Genomic DNA, 19,185 nt, shown 5'->3' with positions numbered 1-19,185 from the left:
AAGGCTGCGATCTTTTGATTCTTACAAGCAAGATCAAAAGATCGCAGCCTTCGGCAGCTCCTACATCGTTCGTGTATGACGCCTTCTTCAAGGGCTCTGTGGCATCGACTGCTATGCTGGTTTGACCGTGTTGCATCGACGTTGAGCGCCAGTCAAGAGAGAGCCCGTCATGTCCCAGTTGCCGTCCTTGAGCCAGTTACGCGACCCCAATGCCTTCCTTCGCCGCCACCTCGGGCCCGATGCCGCCGAGCAACAGGCGATGCTCGACAGCCTCGGCCTCGGCAGCCGTGTCGAGTTGATCGAGCAGACGGTGCCGCCGGGAATCCGCCTGAACAGGCCGCTCGACCTGCCACCCGCCCTCGACGAAGAAGCCGCGCTGGCCAAACTGCGTGGGTACGCCGAGCAAAACCAGGCCTGGACCAGCCTGATCGGCATGGGCTACCACGGCACCCTCACGCCGACCGTCATTGTGCGCAACGTGCTGGAAAATCCCGGTTGGTACACCGCGTACACGCCGTATCAACCAGAGATCGCCCAGGGCCGGCTCGAAGCGCTGCTGAATTTTCAGCAATTGACCATCGACCTCACCGGCCTGGAGCTGGCCAACGCCTCGCTGCTGGATGAAGCCACGGCGGCGGCGGAGGCCATGGCACTGGCCAAGCGTGTCGCCAAGTCCAGAAGCAATCTGTTCTTCGTCGACGAAAACTGTCATCCGCAGACCATTTCCGTGGTGCAGACCCGAGCAGAAGGGTTCGGCTTCGAGCTGATCATCGACGCTGTGGATAACTTGAAACAGCACCAGGTGTTCGGTGCGCTCCTGCAATATCCCGATACCCACGGCGAGATCCGCGATCTTCGTCCGTTGATCGACCATCTGCATGCTCAGCAAGCCTTGGCGTGCGTCGCAACCGACCTGCTGAGTTTGCTGTTACTGACGCCACCGGGGGAGTTGGGCGCCGACGTGGTGTTCGGTTCATCGCAGCGTTTCGGCGTGCCCATGGGGTACGGCGGGCCTCACGCAGCGTTTTTTGCCAGTCGCGATGAGTACAAACGGGCGATTCCCGGGCGGATCATCGGCGTGTCGAAAGATGCTCGCGGCAATGTTGCCTTGCGCATGGCCTTGCAAACCCGCGAGCAACATATCCGCCGGGAGAAGGCTAACTCGAACATTTGCACCGCTCAGGTGCTGCTGGCCAACATCGCCAGTTTCTATGCGGTCTACCACGGTCCGGAAGGGCTCAAACGCATTGCCCAGCGCGTCCATCGGCTGACCAGCATCCTCGCCGCCGGCCTTGAGCGCCACGGCATCACCCGCCTCAACAAACACTTTTTCGACACGCTGACGCTTGAGGTCGGTGGTACTCAAACGGCAATTATCGAAAGCGCTCAGGCCGCACAGATCAACTTGCGCATTCTTGGGCGTGGGCAGTTGGGTCTGAGCCTCGACGAAACCTCTGACGAATCCACCGTCGCGAAGTTGTTTGATGTGTTCCTCGGTTCCGATCATGGGCTTAACGTCGAGGAACTGGACGCTGAAGTACTCGATTCCGGCATTCCCGCAGGTCTGCTGCGTACCTCGCCTTATCTGCGTCACCCGGTGTTCAGCGCACATCACAGCGAAACCGAGATGCTGCGCTACCTCAAGCAACTGGAGAACAAGGACCTGGCGCTCAATCAATCGATGATCCCGCTGGGCTCCTGCACCATGAAGCTCAACGCCACCAGCGAGATGATTCCCATCACCTGGCCGCAGTTCGCCAACCTGCACCCGTTTGCGCCGAAAGAGCAGGCGGTCGGTTATTCACTGATGATCGAAGAACTGGAGCGCTGGCTCTGCGCGATTACCGGTTTCGACGCGATCTGTATGCAACCCAACTCCGGCGCCCAAGGCGAGTACGCCGGGTTGCTGGCGATCCGCAAGTATCACGAGAGCCGTCATGAGGGCGCGCGGGATATTTGCCTGATTCCGTCTTCGGCCCACGGCACTAACCCGGCGTCGGCGCAGATGGCCGGGATGCGCGTGGTGATCGTTGAGTGCGACGAGGCGGGCAACGTCGATCTGGATGACCTCAAAGGCAAAGCCGCCGAGGCGGGAGACAAACTTGCCTGCCTGATGGCGACGTATCCTTCTACCCACGGGGTATACGAGGAAGGTATCAGCGAAATCTGCGAAGTTATCCACAGTCACGGCGGCCAGGTGTACATGGATGGCGCCAACCTCAACGCTCAGGTCGGGTTGGCGCGCCCGGCGGACATTGGCGCCGACGTGTCCCACATGAACTTGCACAAGACCTTCTGCATTCCACATGGCGGGGGCGGGCCTGGCATGGGGCCGATTGGGGTGCGGGCGCATCTGGCGCCGTTCGTGGCCAATCACCCTGTGGTGCCGATCGACGGGCCACTGGCGCAAAACGGCGCAGTCAGTGCGGCGCCCTGGGGCAGCGCGAGCATTTTGCCGATCAGCTGGATGTACATCGCGATGATGGGGCCGCAATTGGCGGATGCCAGCGAGGTGGCGATTCTTGCCGCGAATTACCTGGCGCAGCATCTGTCCGGTGCGTTTCCGGTGCTCTATACCGGGCGCAACGCGCGTGTGGCCCACGAATGCATTCTTGATCTGCGACCGCTCAAGGCGCTGACCGGGATCAGCGAGGAAGACGTCGCCAAGCGGTTGATGGACTATGGCTTTCATGCGCCGACCATGTCATTTCCGGTGCCGGGGACGTTGATGGTTGAACCGACCGAAAGTGAGTCGAAGGCAGAGCTGGACCGGTTTATCGGCGCGATGCTGAGTATCCGCGCGGAAATCACCGAGGTGCAGAACGGCAACTGGCCGGCCGATGACAACCCGCTGAAACGTTCGCCGCATACCCTGGCGGACATCACCGGGGTTTGGGAGCGGCCCTACACCATTGAGCAGGCGGTAACGCCGGATGCTCATACCAAGGCGCATAAATATTGGCCGGTGGTGAACCGTGTCGATAACGTTTACGGCGACCGCAATCTGTTTTGCGCTTGCGTACCAGTGGATGATTATCGCTGACCTCACGGGCAAAAAAATGCCGCTCATGGGTTATTGGCAGCACTAAAAAGCGTACTAAAACTAGAAAAAACCCTCTGATTGAGGGTTTTTTTTGATCTCTTTATTTGAGTATTGACCGCTCCAAATGTACTTAACATCCTAAAAGGGCTAACGGAGTACGTCTAATGGCTGTGGTGGATACCTACGCTAAGGTGGCTGTCGATGATTCTGGCATTCACAGCGAAGTTTTAGTACTGCTGACTGAGCGGGGGTGGTCAGACCATTGTTGGATTATTTGCTGAATCGATATTCAGAAGCGCAACGAAGCTGCTGATCGAGTACATGGGCATGCAGGACATTCACCAGCCAATTAGCATCATCGAAACCAGTTCGGAAATGCCGCAATTTGCACAAATCTGTGAAGATGCGGAAATCTACCCCGATCTACTCGACGATTTGCGCAAGACCCCAGTCATAGAGAAACGCTCACGAGCGCTCAATCGTCTTTTGGATGAATAAAGGTTACAGCCCAGTGTTCTTGGAAATGGATGAGCGGATGCAGTTGATCGCGGGCAACGCAATGTGCGTGCGATGGCTGCTCAAGCGTCTCCCTATGATCAGATTGAGGGATTTAGACACGTCGCGGGGGTGATTGAGGCTGGCCAGCATTTGCACTTGTTGGCGTTGGGGATTGACGCCCTGGAAAAGACCTATCAAGGCCCAATCGTCAAATTGTCTGAGGTAATAGGTACTTCATCAATCCGCACGCAGGAGTTGCATCATGGTTGATGCGCAGCTGATCTTCGAAGACCTGAAGGCGCAGGCGAGTACTCGACAGGCCAAGTCGCTGACTATCCTCAACGAAGTACTGAAAGCGCAATGCGAAGCTGGTGGACGAAACTTCTCCATAGCAGAAGTTGGCAAAAACAGTTGTCGATAACGAGTATTGTTATCATTTTAATGGGTGTATTAGAGGTGTTTGCTATTGAAGCGGTGGATGAGCGGGAGGGCGCCTTTGGGCGTGGCAAAAACGCTCGTATTTCATTTTGAAAAGGCGGGCCAAGTTTACAGCTATCTACGGTTCCCCCACCCTCACAGGACAGCCAAAGAAAAATCTCGTTAATCCAGGGCTTTGTCTTGAATGTTAAGCGAAATTTCTCACGCCAAAATTCTTTAAGAAAAATGGCTTAATATGTCGAGAGAAGTGCTAAGAGTCAAATACTTAGTATATATAACGTTATTTATTGGTGGAATTCACATGATCTTCAGAATGTCTAATTTCGCAACACCTGAGAGGATGGAAAAATGCGCAACATCCCACTGAAGATACTCAATAGTATTCTTGCAATATTTTTTCTGTTTACGCTGTCAGCGTCTGGCTGGGCCGTGCCCTATCTAGATAAACCTAGGGTGGCACAAGATAAATGGAATACCATCGCCTACGCAAAAGTGGTATGGCCTTACGAAGATAGTGAGCAGAGAATTGGCTGCGACACACTTTTCAATGTACCCTGCTTAGTAAAGATGTGCATACGTGAAATTAATGGAACTAACTGTGCGAGAGATATGGATAGTTCTAGCGTGTCATATCCTAAAAACTCTACGATGAAAGAAATACAAAAACTGTGGGTTAACCAATATGGAACTGTAAGTAGAGAGTTTAGATTCAAAAATGCTACCACCTCGAAGTGCATAATCATGACCGGAGACTTGTACGATCCATTGCCGGGTATGGTTTGTACGCCTCTGATTGCACCAGCGGTTTCCTGCGACATCTCCGACAGTTTAAATTTCGAGTACGGCACACTGTCTTCTGACCAAGTTGATAAGGCCGAAGCTTATGCCACCTTAACCATTACATGCAACAGCAAGGCTACAGTCGAATTGAATCTGGCGGGGGCAAGAAGAATTGATTTGGGGCGAAGTGGCGCATTAAGCGCGAGTTTGCATGCAACCTCTCGCGACTTGGCCGACGGTTATTCTTTTGAAGGCAATGGAACGACAACCAAACTTAAAATTACATCTATTTTACACTCTAGCGTACAAGAGGCTGAAGCCGGCACCTTTAAAGGTCAAGGTATCATTGTAATGAATATTTATTAGCAAGATCACAAGCTAACTAATTCAGCCAGAGTGCATGGTTTAAATCGCTGTGCGAGCTTAGGGGAACTCTGAAAAAGACTTCCCGATCTGGTGAAATACCACCTCGCACAAACTGAACGGTTGAGTCCCATGGAGTTAGCCTGATAAAACTATTTGCCGTACTGATAGCCGCTGCCCTTTCGATAACGTCCGTGGCGGCTTTCGCGCATAGCGGTGGCACTGATGCAAAAGGTTGCCATCGCAACCATAAAACGAATGACTACCACTGCCACTGATGAAGAAAGCCCTGCTCTAGTCTGGGCTTGAACATCTCCTGTTCAAGATCCGGCACACCGGCACTTACTGGTATCTCCACGAATGCGACGTGGCCATAGAAAAGGTCCCAGCCAGCCTTCGCCAGCTGAGAGTGGTACATGAAATAGTACACAACCTAAAAAGTGAGATGCCCAAAAGCCCCGTCACTTCGAGCCTTACTAAGTTCTAGTACTTTTCTTGCCATCAATAACAACTGAGCGGCATTTTTGTTCAGCCAAAAAGCTTATTCCGAAGCGACGGCATTCTTCGCCAGGATCGCGTTCGCCAATTCCATGTCCGTGGCCTGCAGGCCAGGGTTGTCGGCGCGGACTTTCTGCATCGCGGCTTCCAGGTATGGCCCACGAATGCCGCCATCACTGGCAACAAAGCTGCCGGCGTCGTCCTGGGCGGCAACGATCAGCTTGTGATCCTTGAAGGTCAGGTAGGTCGAGCCGGTGGTCGCACCGGACGAGATGACGTTACGCCAAAAGCTATCGGCCATCGCCGAACCGACGGGAAGGGACAACAGGGCGATGGTAGCGACAGCAAGTTTGAGACGCATGAGGGGTGACTCCACTGGGTTATCTACGGCCTTGGATTGCCAATCACCCAGTCGAGTTCCGTAACGGCTCATTCAGCTGGTTCAACCAGCAAAATAGCCCCTTGCTGCCCGATCACCCGAACGCGGCAGCCCGCTGCGGCGTCAGGCCCTCGGGCCATCCACACGCCGTCGGCGACCTTGATCTTGCCGCGACCGTCGACAATCGCTTCATGTACCACAAAGGTTTTGCCGATCAATTCCTGACCGCGCAGATTGAGGTTCGGCTGATCACTCATCCGCACCGCGTTACGCTGGCGTCTCCACCAGTACAAGGCTGTGGCGATCGAGAGCAGGCCGAACAGCAGAAACTGCAATTCCCAGGTGATCTCCGGCGCTGCATAAGTCAGTACGCCAACGGCGGCGGCTGCCATGCCGATCCACAGCAAGTAGCCACCGGCGCCAAACACTTCGAGAATCAGCAGCACGGTGCCTAATGCCAGCCAGTCCCAGAACGATAAATGCTGCAGGAATGCCCACATATCGTGCCTCAGGCTTTCTTGTTATCGAACGTGGCCTTGACGATTTCGCCGATGCCGCCGACTGCGCCGATCATCGAACTGGCCTCGAGCGGCATCAGAATCACTTTGCTGTTGTTGGCGGAGGCCAGTTTGCCCAGCGCATCGATGTACTTCTGCGCGACGAAGTAATTAACTGCCTGCACGTTGCCGCCAGCGATGGCTTCGGACACCACTTTGGTGGCCTGGGCTTCGGCTTCGGCCTGGCGTTCACGGGCTTCGGCCTCAAGGAACGCTGCCTGACGGCCACCTTCGGCCTCCAGGATTTGTGCCTGCTTCTTGCCTTCGGCAGTCAGAATCGCCGCGGCACGCAGGCCTTCGGCTTCAAGAATTTGCGCGCGCTTGATCCGCTCGGCTTTCATCTGCCCCGACATTGCAGCCATCAAGTCCGCCGGCGGGCTGATGTCCTTGATCTCGATCCGGGTGATCTTGATGCCCCACGGCGCCGTGGCTTCATCGACGGTGCGCAGCAGTTTTTCGTTGATCCCGTCACGCTGGCTGAGCATCGCGTCCAGCTCCATGGAACCGAGCACGGTACGGATGTTGGTTTGCAGCAGGTTGCGGATCGCGTGTTCGAGGTTGTTGACCTCGTAGGCGGCCTGGGCAGTGTTGACCACCTGGAAGAAGCACACGGCATCGATCTGCACCGTGGCGTTGTCGGCAGTGATGACTTCCTGAGGCGGAATATCCAGCACGCTTTCCATGACGTTGATCTTGCGACCGATGCGGTCCATCACCGGAATGATGATGTTCAGGCCGGGCTTGAGCGTGTTGGTGTAACGGCCGAAACGTTCGACCGTCCATTGGTACCCCTGAGGCACGACCTTGAAACCCATGAACAGAATGGCGACCACCAGGCCGACAAAAAGTAAAAGCACGCTACCGATCTGCATAACGATTCCCTGTTGATCAATGAAGTTGCGATCGCAGGAGTGTAGCGGCGCCGGTTGGGGATAAGAACCGTTAGTCGGCCCTCGCATCATCAGGAGACATAAAAGGCTTCATTTCTGCTCACTCTGCGGCGTCACCCGCAAGACTTCCTCAATCGTCGTTAAACCCGCCGCCACTTTTTGCGCCCCCGACAACCGCAAACTGCGCATGCCTTCCTTGAACGCCTGACGCCGCACCGCCAGCAAATCGGTGTCGGGGTTGATCAGCGCTTTGACGCCGTCCGTCAGCTGCATGATTTCGTAGACCCCGGCGCGGCCGCGGTAACCGGTATCGCGACATTCCAGGCAACCAATGGCGCGATGTGCGTTGTTTGGCAACGGTGCCTGCCAAGGCCGGGTCAAGGATTGCCAGTCTTCTTCACCCAGCGTCAGCGGCGCCTTGCAATGCGGGCACAAGGTGCGCACCAGGCGCTGGGCCATGACGCCGAGCACTGTGGCTTTGATCAAGTAATGCGGCACGCCCAGTTCCAGCAAGCGGCTGATCGCGCTCGGTGCATCGTTGGTGTGCAGCGTCGACAGCACCAAGTGACCAGTGAGCGCGGCCTGGATCGCCATTTCTGCGGTTTCGAGGTCACGGATCTCACCGATCATGATGATGTCCGGATCCTGTCGCATCAGCGCGCGCACACCGGCGGCGAAAGTCAGGTCGATGTTGTGTTGGACCTGCATCTGATTGAACGCCGGCTCGACCATTTCGATCGGGTCTTCGATGGTGCAGAGGTTGACCTCTGACGTCGCCAGTTTCTTTAGCGTGGTGTAAAGCGTGGTGGTTTTACCGGAGCCGGTCGGCCCGGTGACCAAAATAATGCCGTTGGGCTGGCTAGTCATGTCCTTCCAACGGTGCAAGTCATCGGCGGAGAAGCCCAGTTGGTCAAAGTCCTTGAGCAGTACCTCAGGGTCGAAGATCCGCATGACCATTTTTTCGCCGAATGCTGTTGGCAATGTCGATAGCCGCAGCTCGACTTCGCCACCGACCGGGGTTTTGGTCTTGACCCGTCCGTCCTGGGGTTTGCGTTTTTCCGCGACGTTCATCCGCCCGAGGCTTTTCAGGCGGCTGACAATGGCCATGGTCACTTGTGGCGGAAATTGATAGACGTTGTGCAGCACGCCGTCGATGCGAAAACGCACCGTGCCTTGCTCGCGCCGGGGTTCGATGTGGATGTCGCTGGCGCGTTGCTGGAACGCGTACTGGAATAACCAATCGACGATGTTGACGATATGGGCGTCGTTGGCGTCTGGTTCCTGGTCGCTGGCACCGAGGTTCAGTAGCTGCTCGAAGTTGCCCAGGGTGTTCATCTGCTGATCGGCGTTGGTCGCGCCGCTGACGGATTTGGCCAGGCGGAAGAACTCCACGCTGAAGCGCTGGATGTCGACCGGGTTGGCCACCACACGCTTGATCGGCAGTTTCAGCACGTGGGTCAGGTCGGCCTCCCAGCCGGTAACGTAGGGCTGGGCGCTGGCCACGGTCACCGCGTCGCGGTCGATGGAGACCGCAAGAATCTTGTGGCGCTGGGCGAAGGCGTAGGACATCAGCGGCGTAATCGCCGCAACGTTGATTTTCAGCGGATCGATCCGCAGATAAGGCTGGCCGGCCTGCTGCGACAGCCAAAGCGTCAGGCTTTCCAGATCGAGTTGTTTACCGGGACGGCTGAGGTCGTCCAGGTGTTGGCTGGCGATGAATTCCAGTGGGTGCATCTGGCCATTGGCGGCGTGGCGGCGTCGGGCATTGAGCGCGTGTTCGGCCGAGTCCTGGCTGATAAAGCCTTGGGCGACCAGTTCACGCAGCAAATCATTGAGATCCAGCCAGCGGTCCTGAATGGCAAGGTGAACGGACATGCGGGCTCCTCATGAACAACAGTTCGCAAAGGATAGTCGCGGACCCGCAGACCGTTGGGCCACTACCCGACGAAGCCGTGTCGAGTTTTTTCAGCCTGCCGCTTGAACCGGTTCATCCCAAGCGCAATCAGCCGCTTGCAGGTCAACCGAACAGACGCTGATCAGGTTACGTAATTTTTTCCGCGATCACTTGGGCGCGGTGCCAGCTCAGACCGTCCATCGACGATGTCGATCGACAGCAGGTCGTCCATACGCTGCATATTGACCTGCACAGGTGTCAGGCACTGCAAGGCGAACAGGTTGAGTACCCGGCACAGCAGATACGGTTCGGCCTCGGCCCATTCGCGGGCAGGTAACGTTGCTTGATCGCAAGAAGATCGGGCTTAACACGCAGATCTTCGCTGAAATAAAACTCAACGCTCACGGGCGTTCGAACTTCACCGAGTTCACCGAGGCGATTCGCGGCTTTCCCGAAGTACTGGAGTGTTATGTGCTGATGGGGTCGGTGGATTTCTTGCTGCGCATCGTCACGGCGGACATCGAAGCGTATGCGCGCTTCTTCTTCGAGAAGCTGTCGATGGTGCCGGGGATTCAGGAGGTTAACTCGATCGTGGCTTTATCCGAGATAAAGTCCACGACGAGTTTGCCGGTGTTGCGCTTATTCGGATTCGCGGCTGATCGTTCCCACGCGGGAGCGTGGAAACGATCATCACAGGATTACATGCGCAACAGCATCTTCCAGGCACGATTCTGATACACCGCAATCGCCTGCTGCTTGCGCGCATCCAGCGATTCATCGGTGATCGGCCCGTTAGCGAGCAGAGCAAGCTGTTTCAGCTCACCATACAGGCGATCCATTTCCGGGATGTCCAGCACGCTGCGGGCGTGGTGCAGCCAGGCCTGGATGCGCTCGATGCGCGGCAGTTGTTCGGCCAGGTCTTCCGGCTGTTGCTGATAACGCTGCAACTGCAGCGAAGTCGCTTCTTCACCCAGCAGGCGCGGCAGCCAGCTGCCCAGTTGCGCAGCGCCTTGGCGATTGCCGCGGACGTTGCGAGCGGCCGCCCAGGTGCGGGCCAGCAACCAGCGCGACGTGTTCAGCGAGAACAGACCCCAACGCGGGTCTTCGAGTTCTTCGAGGAACTGCTCCGGCGCGGCTTTGCGCACGTCTTCGTCATCGACACCGGCTTGAACCAGCGGACGCCAGTCTTCGAGCAAGGCATCCAGCGCGACGCGCATATCGTGCGTCGACTGACGCGGTGCGGCTTGACCCAGGCTGCTGAGCAGCGCGCGCAATTCAGCCAGGTTTTCGACCCAGTCCTGCAGCAGGCGCCAGTGGCCGTTGAAGCGATACTGCTCGGCCAGACGCTGGCTGCTGCTCAGCAAGTGCCAGCTCAGCGCTGCGAAAGCGTCGTCCAGCGGCGTTTCGGCGGTGATCTGCGGCGCCGGCAGGCTCAATGAATAGCTGTTGGCGTCGTACAAGCGATAACCGCGTTCGGCCTTGCTGATGTCACATGGCATCAGGGCCAGGGTCGCGGCCAGTTCGGCGGCCAGTTCCAGCAAAGCGGCCGGCTCGCCTTCGCGCAGTTCCAGCTCCAGTTCGCAGATTTCTTCTTTCTGCTTGCCGACCACCACGTGGCCGAGGTCCAGCGCGGCTTCGATGACCACTTTGGTCTTGCCACGGCCCCAAGCGATTTCAGCGCGTTCGCGGACGAAATCGGTGGTGAAGATCGCCTTCAGGGTTTTCTTGTCCAGCTCGGCGAGTTCTTCGGGCCAGCATTCGCCGTCGAGTTTCTTCACGTCGAGCTTGGCTTTGGGCAGGTTCCAGTCGTATTCGTTACGCACCGACAGACCGGCGACGCTCTGGCCACGGGTCTTGAGGGTTTGAATCACTTCTTCGCCATCGCGGCGCAGGCGCAGGGCAACCTTGGCGCGGGCCAGGTCGCGCTCAGGCGTGTCGAAGTACTGGTTCATCAACTCACGGCGTTCCCAGCCACTTTTGTTGCGTTTTTTCAGGAGCGGGTGCTCGCGCAGGGCCGCGAGGGTTTCGCGGCTGACGCGGAGTTTGATTTCGGTTTCTTTCTGCATGGCCGGAAAATCCAGGATCGGGAGCGCAGCCGGGGGGAATGTGTGGCTGCCAAGGTCGTGCAGTGTACAGGACTCATCAGTCCTACGTGCCGCGGCGGTTTATTCCTGTCACTGGATGGCTCTATGATGGACTTCACATCGGGAGTTGGGAGTCAGCGATGCCTTTGCCGTCCATGAAAGATCAGTTCGCTGCGCTGATCGCTACGCCGTCCGTCAGTTGCACCCAACCCAGCCTCGATCAATCCAACCGTCCAGTGATTGATCTGCTGGCGACGTGGCTCGGCGATCTGGGTTTTACCTGCGACATCCAGCAGGTCAGCCCCGGCAAATTCAACCTGCTGGCCAGTTTCGGTTCTGGCCCCGGGGGCCTGGTGCTGGCCGGTCACAGTGACACTGTGCCGTTCGATGGCGCGCTGTGGCAGACCGATCCACTGAAGCTGACCGAAGTCGATGGCCGCTGGATCGGGCTGGGCAGTTGCGACATGAAGGGTTTTTTCGCCCTGGCCATCGAAGCCGTCATTCCTCTGCTCGACCAACCGTTCAAACAACCGCTGCTGATCCTCGCTACCTGTGATGAAGAAAGCTCGATGTCCGGCGCTCGCGCACTGGCCGAAGCCGGGAGGCCACTGGGTCGTGCCGCTGTCATCGGCGAGCCGACCGGGCTAAAGCCGATTCGCATGCACAAAGGCATCATGATGGAGCGCATCGACATCCTCGGTCAGAGCGGCCATTCCTCGGATCCGCGCCTTGGCCACAGCGCACTCGAAGCCATGCACGATGCCATCGGTGAACTGCGCGGTTTGCGCCTGCTGTGGCAGCGCGAATTTCGCAATCCGCAGTTCGGTGTGCCGACGCCGACCCTGAATTTCGGCTGCATCCATGGTGGCGATAACCCCAACCGCATTTGCGGCCAGTGTTCGCTGGAGTTTGATCTGCGCCCGTTGCCAGGCATGGACCCCAATGTTCTGCGCGCGCAGATTCTGCAGAAGCTCAAACCCATTGCCGAGTGGCATCAGGTGAAGATCGATTACGCGCCGCTGTTCCCCGCAGTGCCGCCGTTCGAGCAAGCCGAGGACGCCGAATTGGTCCGGGTCGCGGAAAAGCTCACTGGTCATCGCGCCGAAGCAGTGGCGTTCGGCACCGAAGCGCCTTATCTTCAGCGTCTTGGCTGCGAAACACTGGTGCTGGGGCCTGGTGATATCGCCTGCGCGCACCAACCGGGGGAATACCTCGAAATGTCACGTTTGCAGCCTACCGTGCATCTATTACGACAACTGATTGAACATTACTGCCTCACACCGGCCCAAGCCGTATAAATTGCCAGCATCCCAACCCGTATTCATGAGGAGAGCGCGCGTGTCGCCAAGCCTGTTCCGACGATAACCATCAGCCCGCTGTGCGTTTTCAGTTTCGCCCATTTTTTGGCTGCTATTTATTACAGGCCCAGGTTCATGCCCGAATACGTTAATTGGCTTCGTCATGCTTCGCCTTACATCAACGCCCACCGTGATTGCACCTTCGTCGTCATGCTGCCCGGCGACGGCGTGGAGCACCCGAACTTCGGCAATATCGTCCATGACCTGGTGCTGTTGCACAGCCTGGGCGTGCGACTGGTGCTGGTTCACGGTTCCCGTCCGCAAATTGAAACCCGCCTCACTGCGCGCGGCCTGACCCCGCATTACCACCATGGGATGCGCATCACCGATGCCGCGACCCTTGAGTGCGTGATCGATGCGGTCGGCCAGCTGCGTATCGCCATCGAAGCGCGACTGTCCATGGACATGGCTTCATCGCCGATGCAGGGCTCGCGTCTGCGGGTGGCCGGCGGCAATCTGGTGACGGCGCGGCCGATCGGCGTGCTCGAAGGCGTCGACTATCACCACACCGGCGAAGTGCGTCGGGTCGACCGCAAGGGCATCAATCGTCTGCTGGATGAACGCTCCATCGTGCTGTTGTCGCCACTGGGTTACTCGCCGACCGGTGAGATTTTCAACCTCGCCTGCGAAGACGTCGCCACTCGCGCGGCCATCGATCTGGGGGCGGACAAGTTGCTGTTGTTCGGCGCGGACCTGGGGCTGATCGATGAAAACGGTCGGCTGGTTCGTGAGTTGCGTCCGCAACAAGTGCCGGCGCATCTGCAGCGCCTGGGCAGCAACTATCAGGCTGAGCTTTTGGATGCGGCCGCTGAGGCCTGCCGCGGTGGTGTGGCGCGCAGTCATATCGTCAGCTACGCCGAAGACGGCGCGCTGCTGACTGAACTGTTCACCCGTGACGGTGGCGGTACGCTGGTGGCCCAGGAGCAATTCGAGATTGTGCGCGAAGCGGCCATCGAAGACGTCGGCGGCTTGCTGGATTTGATCAGCCCGCTGGAAGAGCAAGGCATTCTGGTGCGGCGTTCCCGTGAGGTGCTGGAGCGTGAGATCGAACAGTTCAGTGTGGTCGAACGCGAAGGCATGATCATCGCCTGTGCAGCGCTGTATCAAATTGCTGATTCGGATGCGGGGGAGTTGGCATGTCTGGCGGTGAACCCGGAATACCGCCATGGCGGTCGTGGTGATGAGCTGCTGGAACGCATCGAAACCCGCGCCCGGGCGCAAGGGTTGAAAACCTTGTTCGTACTGACTACCCGGACTGCTCACTGGTTTCGCGAGCGTGGTTTCGTGCCCAGCAGCGTCGAACGCCTGCCGTCGGCGCGGGCATCGTTATACAACTTTCAGCGTAATTCGAAGATCTTCGAAAAGACCTTGTAACTCTGTGGCGATGCGGCGGTCCGACAAGCCCCCTCGCCACAGATGTTCAGCCTGTTATTCAGTGACGGACCTCACGCTGACATACGGCGAATAATCCGGCAGCACCGTCCGACCTCCCCTTGTTCCTTCAAGAACTTCGTCGTTTCACCAATGGCCTTGGCCGTGCCGCCGTCCAGCAGCGCGGTGGTCTGTTGAGCCTTGGCATCCGGGAAGGGCTGAGCCGCGGTTGCCGATCTGCACATCGCCGGAAGCAATGGCTAACCACTTCCGGGCCGCCATTGAAACGACGCTAGTCAATTTTCTGGCCGATGGTTTTCTCGTAGAGTCCATCTGCCTGGGGGACTTTGCTGGGGTCGATATCGGTTTGAGAACCGACGGTGAGGTTCGCTGCATGGGCGGTAAAAGAAAATGCGAGCGATACACAAACTGTAACAAATTGACTAGATAGTGCGCGTTTGGCCATCATCGTGTCGCTTTTTCGATAGGGATTGAGGTTTAGGGGCTGCGTCAAAGCTAATCGATCTAAAAAAAGGCTAGCAAATACCATTTAGGAATTAGCTTATGTGCCGATACGTTGTGTCCGGCTCAGAAGCTTAGCGCGGGGCTATATTCCATAATGGTATTAAAAAGAATAAAATAGTTCTTTTTTGCTTTATGAAGAAGCCATTACCCTTGCAGGGACCAAATAACTGCGGTTAGACCTTGGTCGTAGACACACATAGTTACGTTGACTTGTCAGTCACGGTCTGGCGCTAATCGCGCATCTTAGGATCCGGGGCACTCGACCCAGGACCAGGAACACAAGAATTAGAAACGATAGGAGCGAAACAAATGAACAAGTCCACTTTGGCCCTGGCTGTGGCCGTAGGGGTTTTGGCGCAGCAGGCAGGCGCCGCCGGTTTCATCGAAGACAGCAAGGCTACTTTGGGGCTGCGTAACTTCTACATCAACACCGATAACCGTAATGGCCATCCATCGGCAACGTCTAACACCAGGAGCAAGAACGCGGAATGGGGTCAAGGCTTCGATCTGCGCTTTATCTCGGGTTACACCCAAGGTACTGTCCAATTCGGTGTTGACGCCATTGGCCTGTATGGCGTGCGACTGGATTCCAGCCGCGAAGACCATGGCAACTATACCGGTACGGCTTCAGGCGGTACTGTGTTCCCAAGTGACGGCAACAAGGCTGTCCATGATTACGCCAGTTTGGGTGTGACCGGTAAGGTTAAGGTCTCTCAGACAGAGTTGAAGTTGGGTACTCTGCAACCAAAATTGCCGGTTATCGTGACTAACGACGGTCGTTTGCTGCCGCAAACTTTCCAGGGCGGTCAAATCACTACCAACGACATTAAAGACCTGACGTTGGTTGCCGGTCAGATTGAGAAGGCCAAGGGCCGTAACTCCACCGATAACGAAAGCCTGTCGCTGGCTGGTGCGAACACCCGCGGTGTGAACTTTCGCGACAGCAACAAGTTCTACTATGCCGGTGGTGACTACAAGATCACCAAAGACCTGACTGCCCAGTACTACTACGGCAACCTGGAAGATTTCTACAAACAACACTTCCTCGGTCTGACCCATAACTGGTCGATCGGTCCGGGCGTTTTGAAGTCTGACCTGCGTTACTTCAACAGCTCCGATGACGGTGCCAACGGTCACGATACCGCTTACTACACATCGGGTAATTACGACGGTTTCCGCGCCGGTCGTGGCAAGGTCGACAACAACCTGTATAGCGGCTTGTTCCTGTACTCGGTTGCCGGTCACACCTTCGGAGGCGGCTATCAGGTCAGCAACGGCAGCAGCGACTTCCCTTGGCTGAATCAGGGTGACGGTTCGTCGGCTTATCTGACTACCGACATGCAGATCCAGAAATTCGCCCGTGCCGGCGAGCGTACCTGGCAAGCTCGTTACGCTTACGACTTCGCCAAGATGGGCGTTCCTGGTTTGACCGCCGGTGTTGTCTACCTGAAGGGTAGCGACATCGATACCGTGGCCAACACTGCTGCTCGCGCCAAGACTACCGGGCAATCCGAGTGGGAACGTGACATCTCTGTTGCTTACGTCATTCAGGAAGGCCCGCTGAAAAACCTTGGCATTGCTTGGAGAAACGCTATGTGGCGCACCGACATGGTGGGCGTGCGTGATCAGGACGAAAACCGTCTGATCGTCAGCTACTCGATCCCGCTGTTGTAATAGCACTCGCGTAACTGAAGTAAAAAAAGCCCCGCCCGGCATCACGCCGGGCGGGGCTTTTGCGTTTTCAAGTCAGGCTCACCCCCGTAAACCCTCCTCGAAATTTCCCTCTTTGTGCAGCAACTCAAGGCCTTCTCGAACCTTGTGGGCGATAGTCGTCCTGATCGTCGCCAAGGTCCAATGAACACATTTTTAATATTCATTTACGATCTAAACAAATCGATATTTATTCTTTTTAATGAATAAGAAATGCAGGCACAGTTGACCTCAACAAGCACTCACCAGGAGCAGCACCATGAGCCTCAGACTGGGCGATATCGCCCCCGACTTCGAACAGGATTCCAGCGCCGGTACCCTCCGTTTCCACGAATGGCTGGGCGATAGCTGGGGCGTGCTGTTTTCCCACCCGGCGGACTTTACCCCGGTGTGCACCACCGAGTTGGGCTTCACTGCCAAGCTCAAGGACGAATTTGCCCAGCGCGGTGTGAAAGCCATTGCTCTTTCCGTGGACCCGGTGGACTCGCACCACCAGTGGATCGAGGACATCAACGAAACCCAGAACACCTTCGTCAATTTCCCGATCCTCGCCGACGCCGACCGCAAGGTGTCGGACCTTTACGACCTGATCCACCCGAACGCCAGCGACACCCTGACTGTGCGCTCGCTGTTCGTGATCGACCCGAACAAAAAGGTTCGGCTGACCATCACCTACCCGGCGAGCACCGGCCGTAACTTCCATGAAATTCTGCGGGTGATCGACTCGCTGCAACTCACCGACAACTACAAGGTGGCCACGCCGGCCAACTGGCAGGACGGTGATGAAGTGGTGATCGTGCCGTCGCTCAAGGATGAAGACGAAATCCAGAAACGTTTTCCCAAGGGCTATCGCGCGGTGAAGCCGTACCTGCGTCTGACGCCACAGCCGAATCGTTGAACGAATTCCACAAAGCAGGGGATTTCAGGCCGTTTTTACGGCCTTTTTTTTGTCCTTGGAAATGATGTTTTGCATAGACCTACAAAGAATAACCAAATGAATAAATATGATTTATGGATATAACAATCACCTGTTAAGGTCACTCCATCACAGCGAGATCGCAAGCCGCGAATCGCCAACACCGTTCAAGGAATCGCCTGAATGCTGGTCGTCTCACTCGGTGGCAGTCCCAGCCTACGCTCCCGTTCCGGGGTGCTGCTGGAGCGCTCCCAACGTTGGTTGCAAGCGCAAGGTGTGGAAGTGGTGAGTTACCAGGTACGGGACTTCCCGGCTGAAGACTTGCTGCATGCACGCTTCGACAGCCCGAAGGTCATCGACCTGCTGCAGCAAATTGAAAACGCCGATGGCCTGCTGATCGCTACACCTGTGTACAAGGCGTCGTTCTCCGGTGCATTGAAAACCGTGCTGGACCTGCTGCCCGAGCGCGCCTTGGCCCACAAGGTGGTTTTGCCAATGGCCACCGGTGGCAGCATCGCCCACATGCTGGCGGTCGATTACGCGCTCAAGCCGGTGCTGTCGGCGTTGAAAGCCCAGGAAATGCTCCACGGGATTTTCGCCGTGGACAGCCAGATCGCTTACGGCGAAGGCAGCGCCCAGGCGCAGTTGGTACCCGAGCTGGAACAGCGACTGAATGAATCGCTGGAGCTGTTTTTCAGCGCCATGGCCCGACGGCCCAAGCCGATCGATCCGAACCTGTTGAATGAACGTTTGTTGAGTGCTCGCTGGAGCATTTAAGCCAGCACTTAAGCCTCACCCGAAATTGATGTACTGGCCTTACTCGCCCGCTAACGGGCAAGCAGGTGCAGCCAAAACCTAACTGCAAAAAGGAGAGCGCCATGCGCACTGTCATTTTGCGTCGTGGTCTGGTCGCTCTGTTTGCTGCGGCTGTAACCTTCGGCGCCATTACTCAAGCTCAAGCGCTTTCTACCCATGAAGGCGTGCTAAGAATCGGTTATCAAAAGTACGGCACTTTGGTGCTGCTCAAAGCCAAAGGCACTCTGGAAAAACGCCTCGCCACCCAAGGCGTGGACGTGCAATGGACTGAATTCCCCGGCGGCCCGCAGCTGCTCGAAGGCCTGAACGTCGGCTCCATCGACTTCGGCGTTACGGGTGAAACGCCACCCGTATTCGCTCAAGCCGCCGGCGCCGATCTGCTCTACGTCGCGTACGAACCGCCTGCTCCTCACAGCGAAGCGATCCTGGTGCCGAAGGACTCACCGATCAAATCGGTGCAGGACCTCAAGGGCAAGAAAGTCGTCCTGAACAAAGGTTCCAACGTTCACTACTTGCTGGTCCGCGCACTGGAAGACGCCGGCCTCAAATACACCGACATCCAGACCGTATTCCTCCCGCCGGCCGATGCCCGCGCCGCGTTCGAGCGTGGCAGCGTCGATGCCTGGGTGATCTGGGACCCGTACCAGGCTGCCGCCGAACAGCAACTGCAAGCACGCACCTTGCGTGATGGCCAAGGCATCGTCGACAACCATCAGTTCTACCTCGCGACCAAGCCTTATGCGCAGAAAAATCCAGAGGTGATCAAGACCTTGGTGGAAGAAGTGCGTGCGGTCGGCGAATGGTCCAGGGCCAATCCCATCGAGGTGACTAAACAAGTCTCACCGCTGCTCGGCCTGCCAGCGGACATCACCCTGACTTCGGTGAAACGCCAAGGCTACGGCGCGCTGTTCCTCACGCCTGAAGTGGTCGCCGCGCAACAGAAAATCGCCGACAGCTTCTACCAGCTCAAGCTGATTCCAAAGCCGCTGAGCATCAAAGACGTGATCTGGACGCCACCGGCGGCCGTTGCCAAAGCTCAGTAATTCGATTCCCTAAGGAGACCAC

Annotated in this window: 17 protein-coding genes and 3 pseudogenes; 12 read left to right on the top strand and 8 right to left on the bottom strand. The window is 57.0% G+C overall.

What is annotated here, in order from left to right:
• Positions 1 to 169 precede the first annotated feature (169 nt).
• From gcvP to ACYZTU_RS27825, 5 genes are all read left to right on the top strand, one after another.
• Complete coding sequence (gcvP, locus tag ACYZTU_RS27845; protein ID WP_461967037.1) at positions 170 to 3,043, top strand: aminomethyl-transferring glycine dehydrogenase; 2,874 nt, start codon at positions 170 to 172, stop codon at positions 3,041 to 3,043.
• Between the two features lie 327 nt (positions 3,044 to 3,370).
• Positions 3,371 to 3,541 (top strand): hypothetical protein, encoded by a 171-nt coding sequence (locus ACYZTU_RS27840; protein ID WP_461967035.1) that lies wholly within the window; start codon positions 3,371 to 3,373, stop codon positions 3,539 to 3,541.
• A 262-nt stretch (positions 3,542 to 3,803) separates the two neighbouring features.
• Positions 3,804 to 3,962 (top strand): hypothetical protein, encoded by a 159-nt coding sequence (locus ACYZTU_RS27835; RefSeq protein ID WP_461967033.1) that lies wholly within the window; start codon positions 3,804 to 3,806, stop codon positions 3,960 to 3,962.
• A 365-nt stretch (positions 3,963 to 4,327) separates the two neighbouring features.
• Positions 4,328 to 5,125 carry an MrpH family fimbial adhesin gene (locus tag ACYZTU_RS27830; protein WP_461967031.1) on the top strand — a complete coding sequence of 266 codons (798 nt, stop codon included), beginning with the start codon at positions 4,328 to 4,330 and terminating at the stop codon, positions 5,123 to 5,125.
• Positions 5,126 to 5,316: 191 nt separating this feature from the next.
• Positions 5,317 to 5,400 carry a YHYH domain-containing protein gene (locus ACYZTU_RS27825; protein ID WP_461971182.1) on the top strand — a complete coding sequence of 28 codons (84 nt, stop codon included), beginning with the start codon at positions 5,317 to 5,319 and terminating at the stop codon, positions 5,398 to 5,400.
• A gap of 263 nt (positions 5,401 to 5,663) precedes the next feature.
• Here ACYZTU_RS27825 and ACYZTU_RS27820 read toward each other — a convergent pair whose 3' ends face one another.
• The 5 genes and pseudogenes from ACYZTU_RS27820 to ACYZTU_RS27800 all read right to left on the bottom strand — a co-directional run.
• Complete coding sequence (locus ACYZTU_RS27820) at positions 5,664 to 5,981, bottom strand: DUF2388 domain-containing protein (RefSeq protein ID WP_010466645.1); 318 nt, start codon at positions 5,979 to 5,981, stop codon at positions 5,664 to 5,666.
• Positions 5,982 to 6,049: 68 nt separating this feature from the next.
• Positions 6,050 to 6,499 (bottom strand): NfeD family protein, encoded by a 450-nt coding sequence (locus ACYZTU_RS27815; protein ID WP_461967029.1) that lies wholly within the window; start codon positions 6,497 to 6,499, stop codon positions 6,050 to 6,052.
• Between the two features lie 8 nt (positions 6,500 to 6,507).
• Positions 6,508 to 7,428, bottom strand: coding sequence for an SPFH domain-containing protein (locus ACYZTU_RS27810; RefSeq protein ID WP_008150402.1), 921 nt, complete (start codon positions 7,426 to 7,428; stop codon positions 6,508 to 6,510).
• Positions 7,429 to 7,536: 108 nt separating this feature from the next.
• Positions 7,537 to 9,321, bottom strand: coding sequence for a GspE/PulE family protein (locus tag ACYZTU_RS27805; protein WP_461967027.1), 1,785 nt, complete (start codon positions 9,319 to 9,321; stop codon positions 7,537 to 7,539).
• 90 nt (positions 9,322 to 9,411) lie between these two features.
• Positions 9,412 to 9,659 (bottom strand): annotated as a pseudogene (locus ACYZTU_RS27800) (hypothetical protein); the annotation flags it as partial.
• A 2-nt stretch (positions 9,660 to 9,661) separates the two neighbouring features.
• Here ACYZTU_RS27800 and ACYZTU_RS27795 point away from each other — a divergent pair.
• Positions 9,662 to 9,976, top strand: a pseudogene (locus tag ACYZTU_RS27795) (Lrp/AsnC family transcriptional regulator); the annotation flags it as partial.
• Positions 9,977 to 10,038: 62 nt separating this feature from the next.
• On the opposite strand, the gene ACYZTU_RS27790 reads toward ACYZTU_RS27795, so the two are convergent.
• Positions 10,039 to 11,406: a CYTH domain-containing protein gene (locus tag ACYZTU_RS27790; RefSeq protein WP_461967025.1), complete on the bottom strand. Its 1,368-nt coding sequence runs from the start codon at positions 11,404 to 11,406 to the stop codon at positions 10,039 to 10,041.
• 158 nt (positions 11,407 to 11,564) lie between these two features.
• Between ACYZTU_RS27790 and argE the strand changes: the two genes are divergently transcribed.
• Both argE and argA read left to right on the top strand, forming a co-directional pair.
• The gene (gene argE / locus ACYZTU_RS27785) at positions 11,565 to 12,722 is read left to right on the top strand and encodes an acetylornithine deacetylase (protein WP_461967023.1); all 1,158 of its coding nucleotides are present in this window, start codon (positions 11,565 to 11,567) and stop codon (positions 12,720 to 12,722) included.
• A gap of 135 nt (positions 12,723 to 12,857) precedes the next feature.
• Positions 12,858 to 14,156 (top strand): amino-acid N-acetyltransferase, encoded by a 1,299-nt coding sequence (gene argA / locus ACYZTU_RS27780; protein ID WP_461967021.1) that lies wholly within the window; start codon positions 12,858 to 12,860, stop codon positions 14,154 to 14,156.
• A gap of 71 nt (positions 14,157 to 14,227) precedes the next feature.
• Here argA and ACYZTU_RS27775 read toward each other — a convergent pair whose 3' ends face one another.
• Positions 14,228 to 14,398: a hypothetical protein gene (locus ACYZTU_RS27775; RefSeq protein ID WP_461971209.1), complete on the bottom strand. Its 171-nt coding sequence runs from the start codon at positions 14,396 to 14,398 to the stop codon at positions 14,228 to 14,230.
• Positions 14,370 to 14,622, bottom strand: a pseudogene (gene tauA / locus ACYZTU_RS27770) (taurine ABC transporter substrate-binding protein); the annotation flags it as partial. The pseudogene tauA and the gene ACYZTU_RS27775, both read right to left, overlap by 29 nt.
• Positions 14,623 to 14,987: 365 nt before the next feature.
• Between tauA and ACYZTU_RS27765 the strand changes: the two are divergent.
• From ACYZTU_RS27765 to ACYZTU_RS27750, 4 genes are all read left to right on the top strand, one after another.
• Positions 14,988 to 16,352, top strand: coding sequence for an OprD family porin (locus ACYZTU_RS27765; RefSeq protein WP_461967019.1), 1,365 nt, complete (start codon positions 14,988 to 14,990; stop codon positions 16,350 to 16,352).
• A gap of 295 nt (positions 16,353 to 16,647) precedes the next feature.
• Positions 16,648 to 17,286 (top strand): peroxiredoxin, encoded by a 639-nt coding sequence (locus tag ACYZTU_RS27760; RefSeq protein ID WP_461967017.1) that lies wholly within the window; start codon positions 16,648 to 16,650, stop codon positions 17,284 to 17,286.
• A 201-nt stretch (positions 17,287 to 17,487) separates the two neighbouring features.
• Positions 17,488 to 18,081, top strand: coding sequence for an NADPH-dependent FMN reductase (ssuE, locus tag ACYZTU_RS27755; protein WP_461967015.1), 594 nt, complete (start codon positions 17,488 to 17,490; stop codon positions 18,079 to 18,081).
• Positions 18,082 to 18,182: 101 nt separating this feature from the next.
• The gene (locus ACYZTU_RS27750) at positions 18,183 to 19,163 is read left to right on the top strand and encodes a sulfonate ABC transporter substrate-binding protein (protein ID WP_461967013.1); all 981 of its coding nucleotides are present in this window, start codon (positions 18,183 to 18,185) and stop codon (positions 19,161 to 19,163) included.
• The last annotated feature ends 22 nt before the right edge of the window (positions 19,164 to 19,185 follow it).

The organism is Pseudomonas sp. HLT2-19-2, assembly GCF_054898005.1.
This window is presented reverse-complemented; position numbering and strand designations above follow the sequence as displayed.

Excerpts from the sequence above, each read along its gene's own strand:
- ACYZTU_RS27805 (WP_461967027.1), bottom strand. The coding sequence starts at position 9,321 with ATGTCCGTTCACCTTGCCATTCAGGACCGCTGGCTGGATCTCAATGAT.
- ssuE (WP_461967015.1), top strand. The coding sequence starts at position 17,488 with ATGCTGGTCGTCTCACTCGGTGGCAGTCCCAGCCTACGCTCCCGTTCC.
- argA (WP_461967021.1), top strand. The coding sequence starts at position 12,858 with ATGCCCGAATACGTTAATTGGCTTCGTCATGCTTCGCCTTACATCAAC.
- ACYZTU_RS27830 (WP_461967031.1), top strand. The coding sequence starts at position 4,328 with ATGCGCAACATCCCACTGAAGATACTCAATAGTATTCTTGCAATATTT.
- ACYZTU_RS27790 (WP_461967025.1), bottom strand. The coding sequence starts at position 11,406 with ATGCAGAAAGAAACCGAAATCAAACTCCGCGTCAGCCGCGAAACCCTC.
- ACYZTU_RS27775 (WP_461971209.1), bottom strand. The coding sequence starts at position 14,398 with ATGTGCAGATCGGCAACCGCGGCTCAGCCCTTCCCGGATGCCAAGGCT.
- ACYZTU_RS27765 (WP_461967019.1), top strand. The coding sequence starts at position 14,988 with ATGAACAAGTCCACTTTGGCCCTGGCTGTGGCCGTAGGGGTTTTGGCG.
- ACYZTU_RS27810 (WP_008150402.1), bottom strand. The coding sequence starts at position 7,428 with ATGCAGATCGGTAGCGTGCTTTTACTTTTTGTCGGCCTGGTGGTCGCC.
- ACYZTU_RS27750 (WP_461967013.1), top strand. The coding sequence starts at position 18,183 with ATGCGCACTGTCATTTTGCGTCGTGGTCTGGTCGCTCTGTTTGCTGCG.
- gcvP (WP_461967037.1), top strand. The coding sequence starts at position 170 with ATGTCCCAGTTGCCGTCCTTGAGCCAGTTACGCGACCCCAATGCCTTC.
- ACYZTU_RS27815 (WP_461967029.1), bottom strand. The coding sequence starts at position 6,499 with ATGTGGGCATTCCTGCAGCATTTATCGTTCTGGGACTGGCTGGCATTA.
- ACYZTU_RS27760 (WP_461967017.1), top strand. The coding sequence starts at position 16,648 with ATGAGCCTCAGACTGGGCGATATCGCCCCCGACTTCGAACAGGATTCC.
- argE (WP_461967023.1), top strand. The coding sequence starts at position 11,565 with ATGCCTTTGCCGTCCATGAAAGATCAGTTCGCTGCGCTGATCGCTACG.
- ACYZTU_RS27820 (WP_010466645.1), bottom strand. The coding sequence starts at position 5,981 with ATGCGTCTCAAACTTGCTGTCGCTACCATCGCCCTGTTGTCCCTTCCC.
- ACYZTU_RS27840 (WP_461967035.1), top strand. The coding sequence starts at position 3,371 with ATGCAGGACATTCACCAGCCAATTAGCATCATCGAAACCAGTTCGGAA.
- ACYZTU_RS27835 (WP_461967033.1), top strand. The coding sequence starts at position 3,804 with ATGGTTGATGCGCAGCTGATCTTCGAAGACCTGAAGGCGCAGGCGAGT.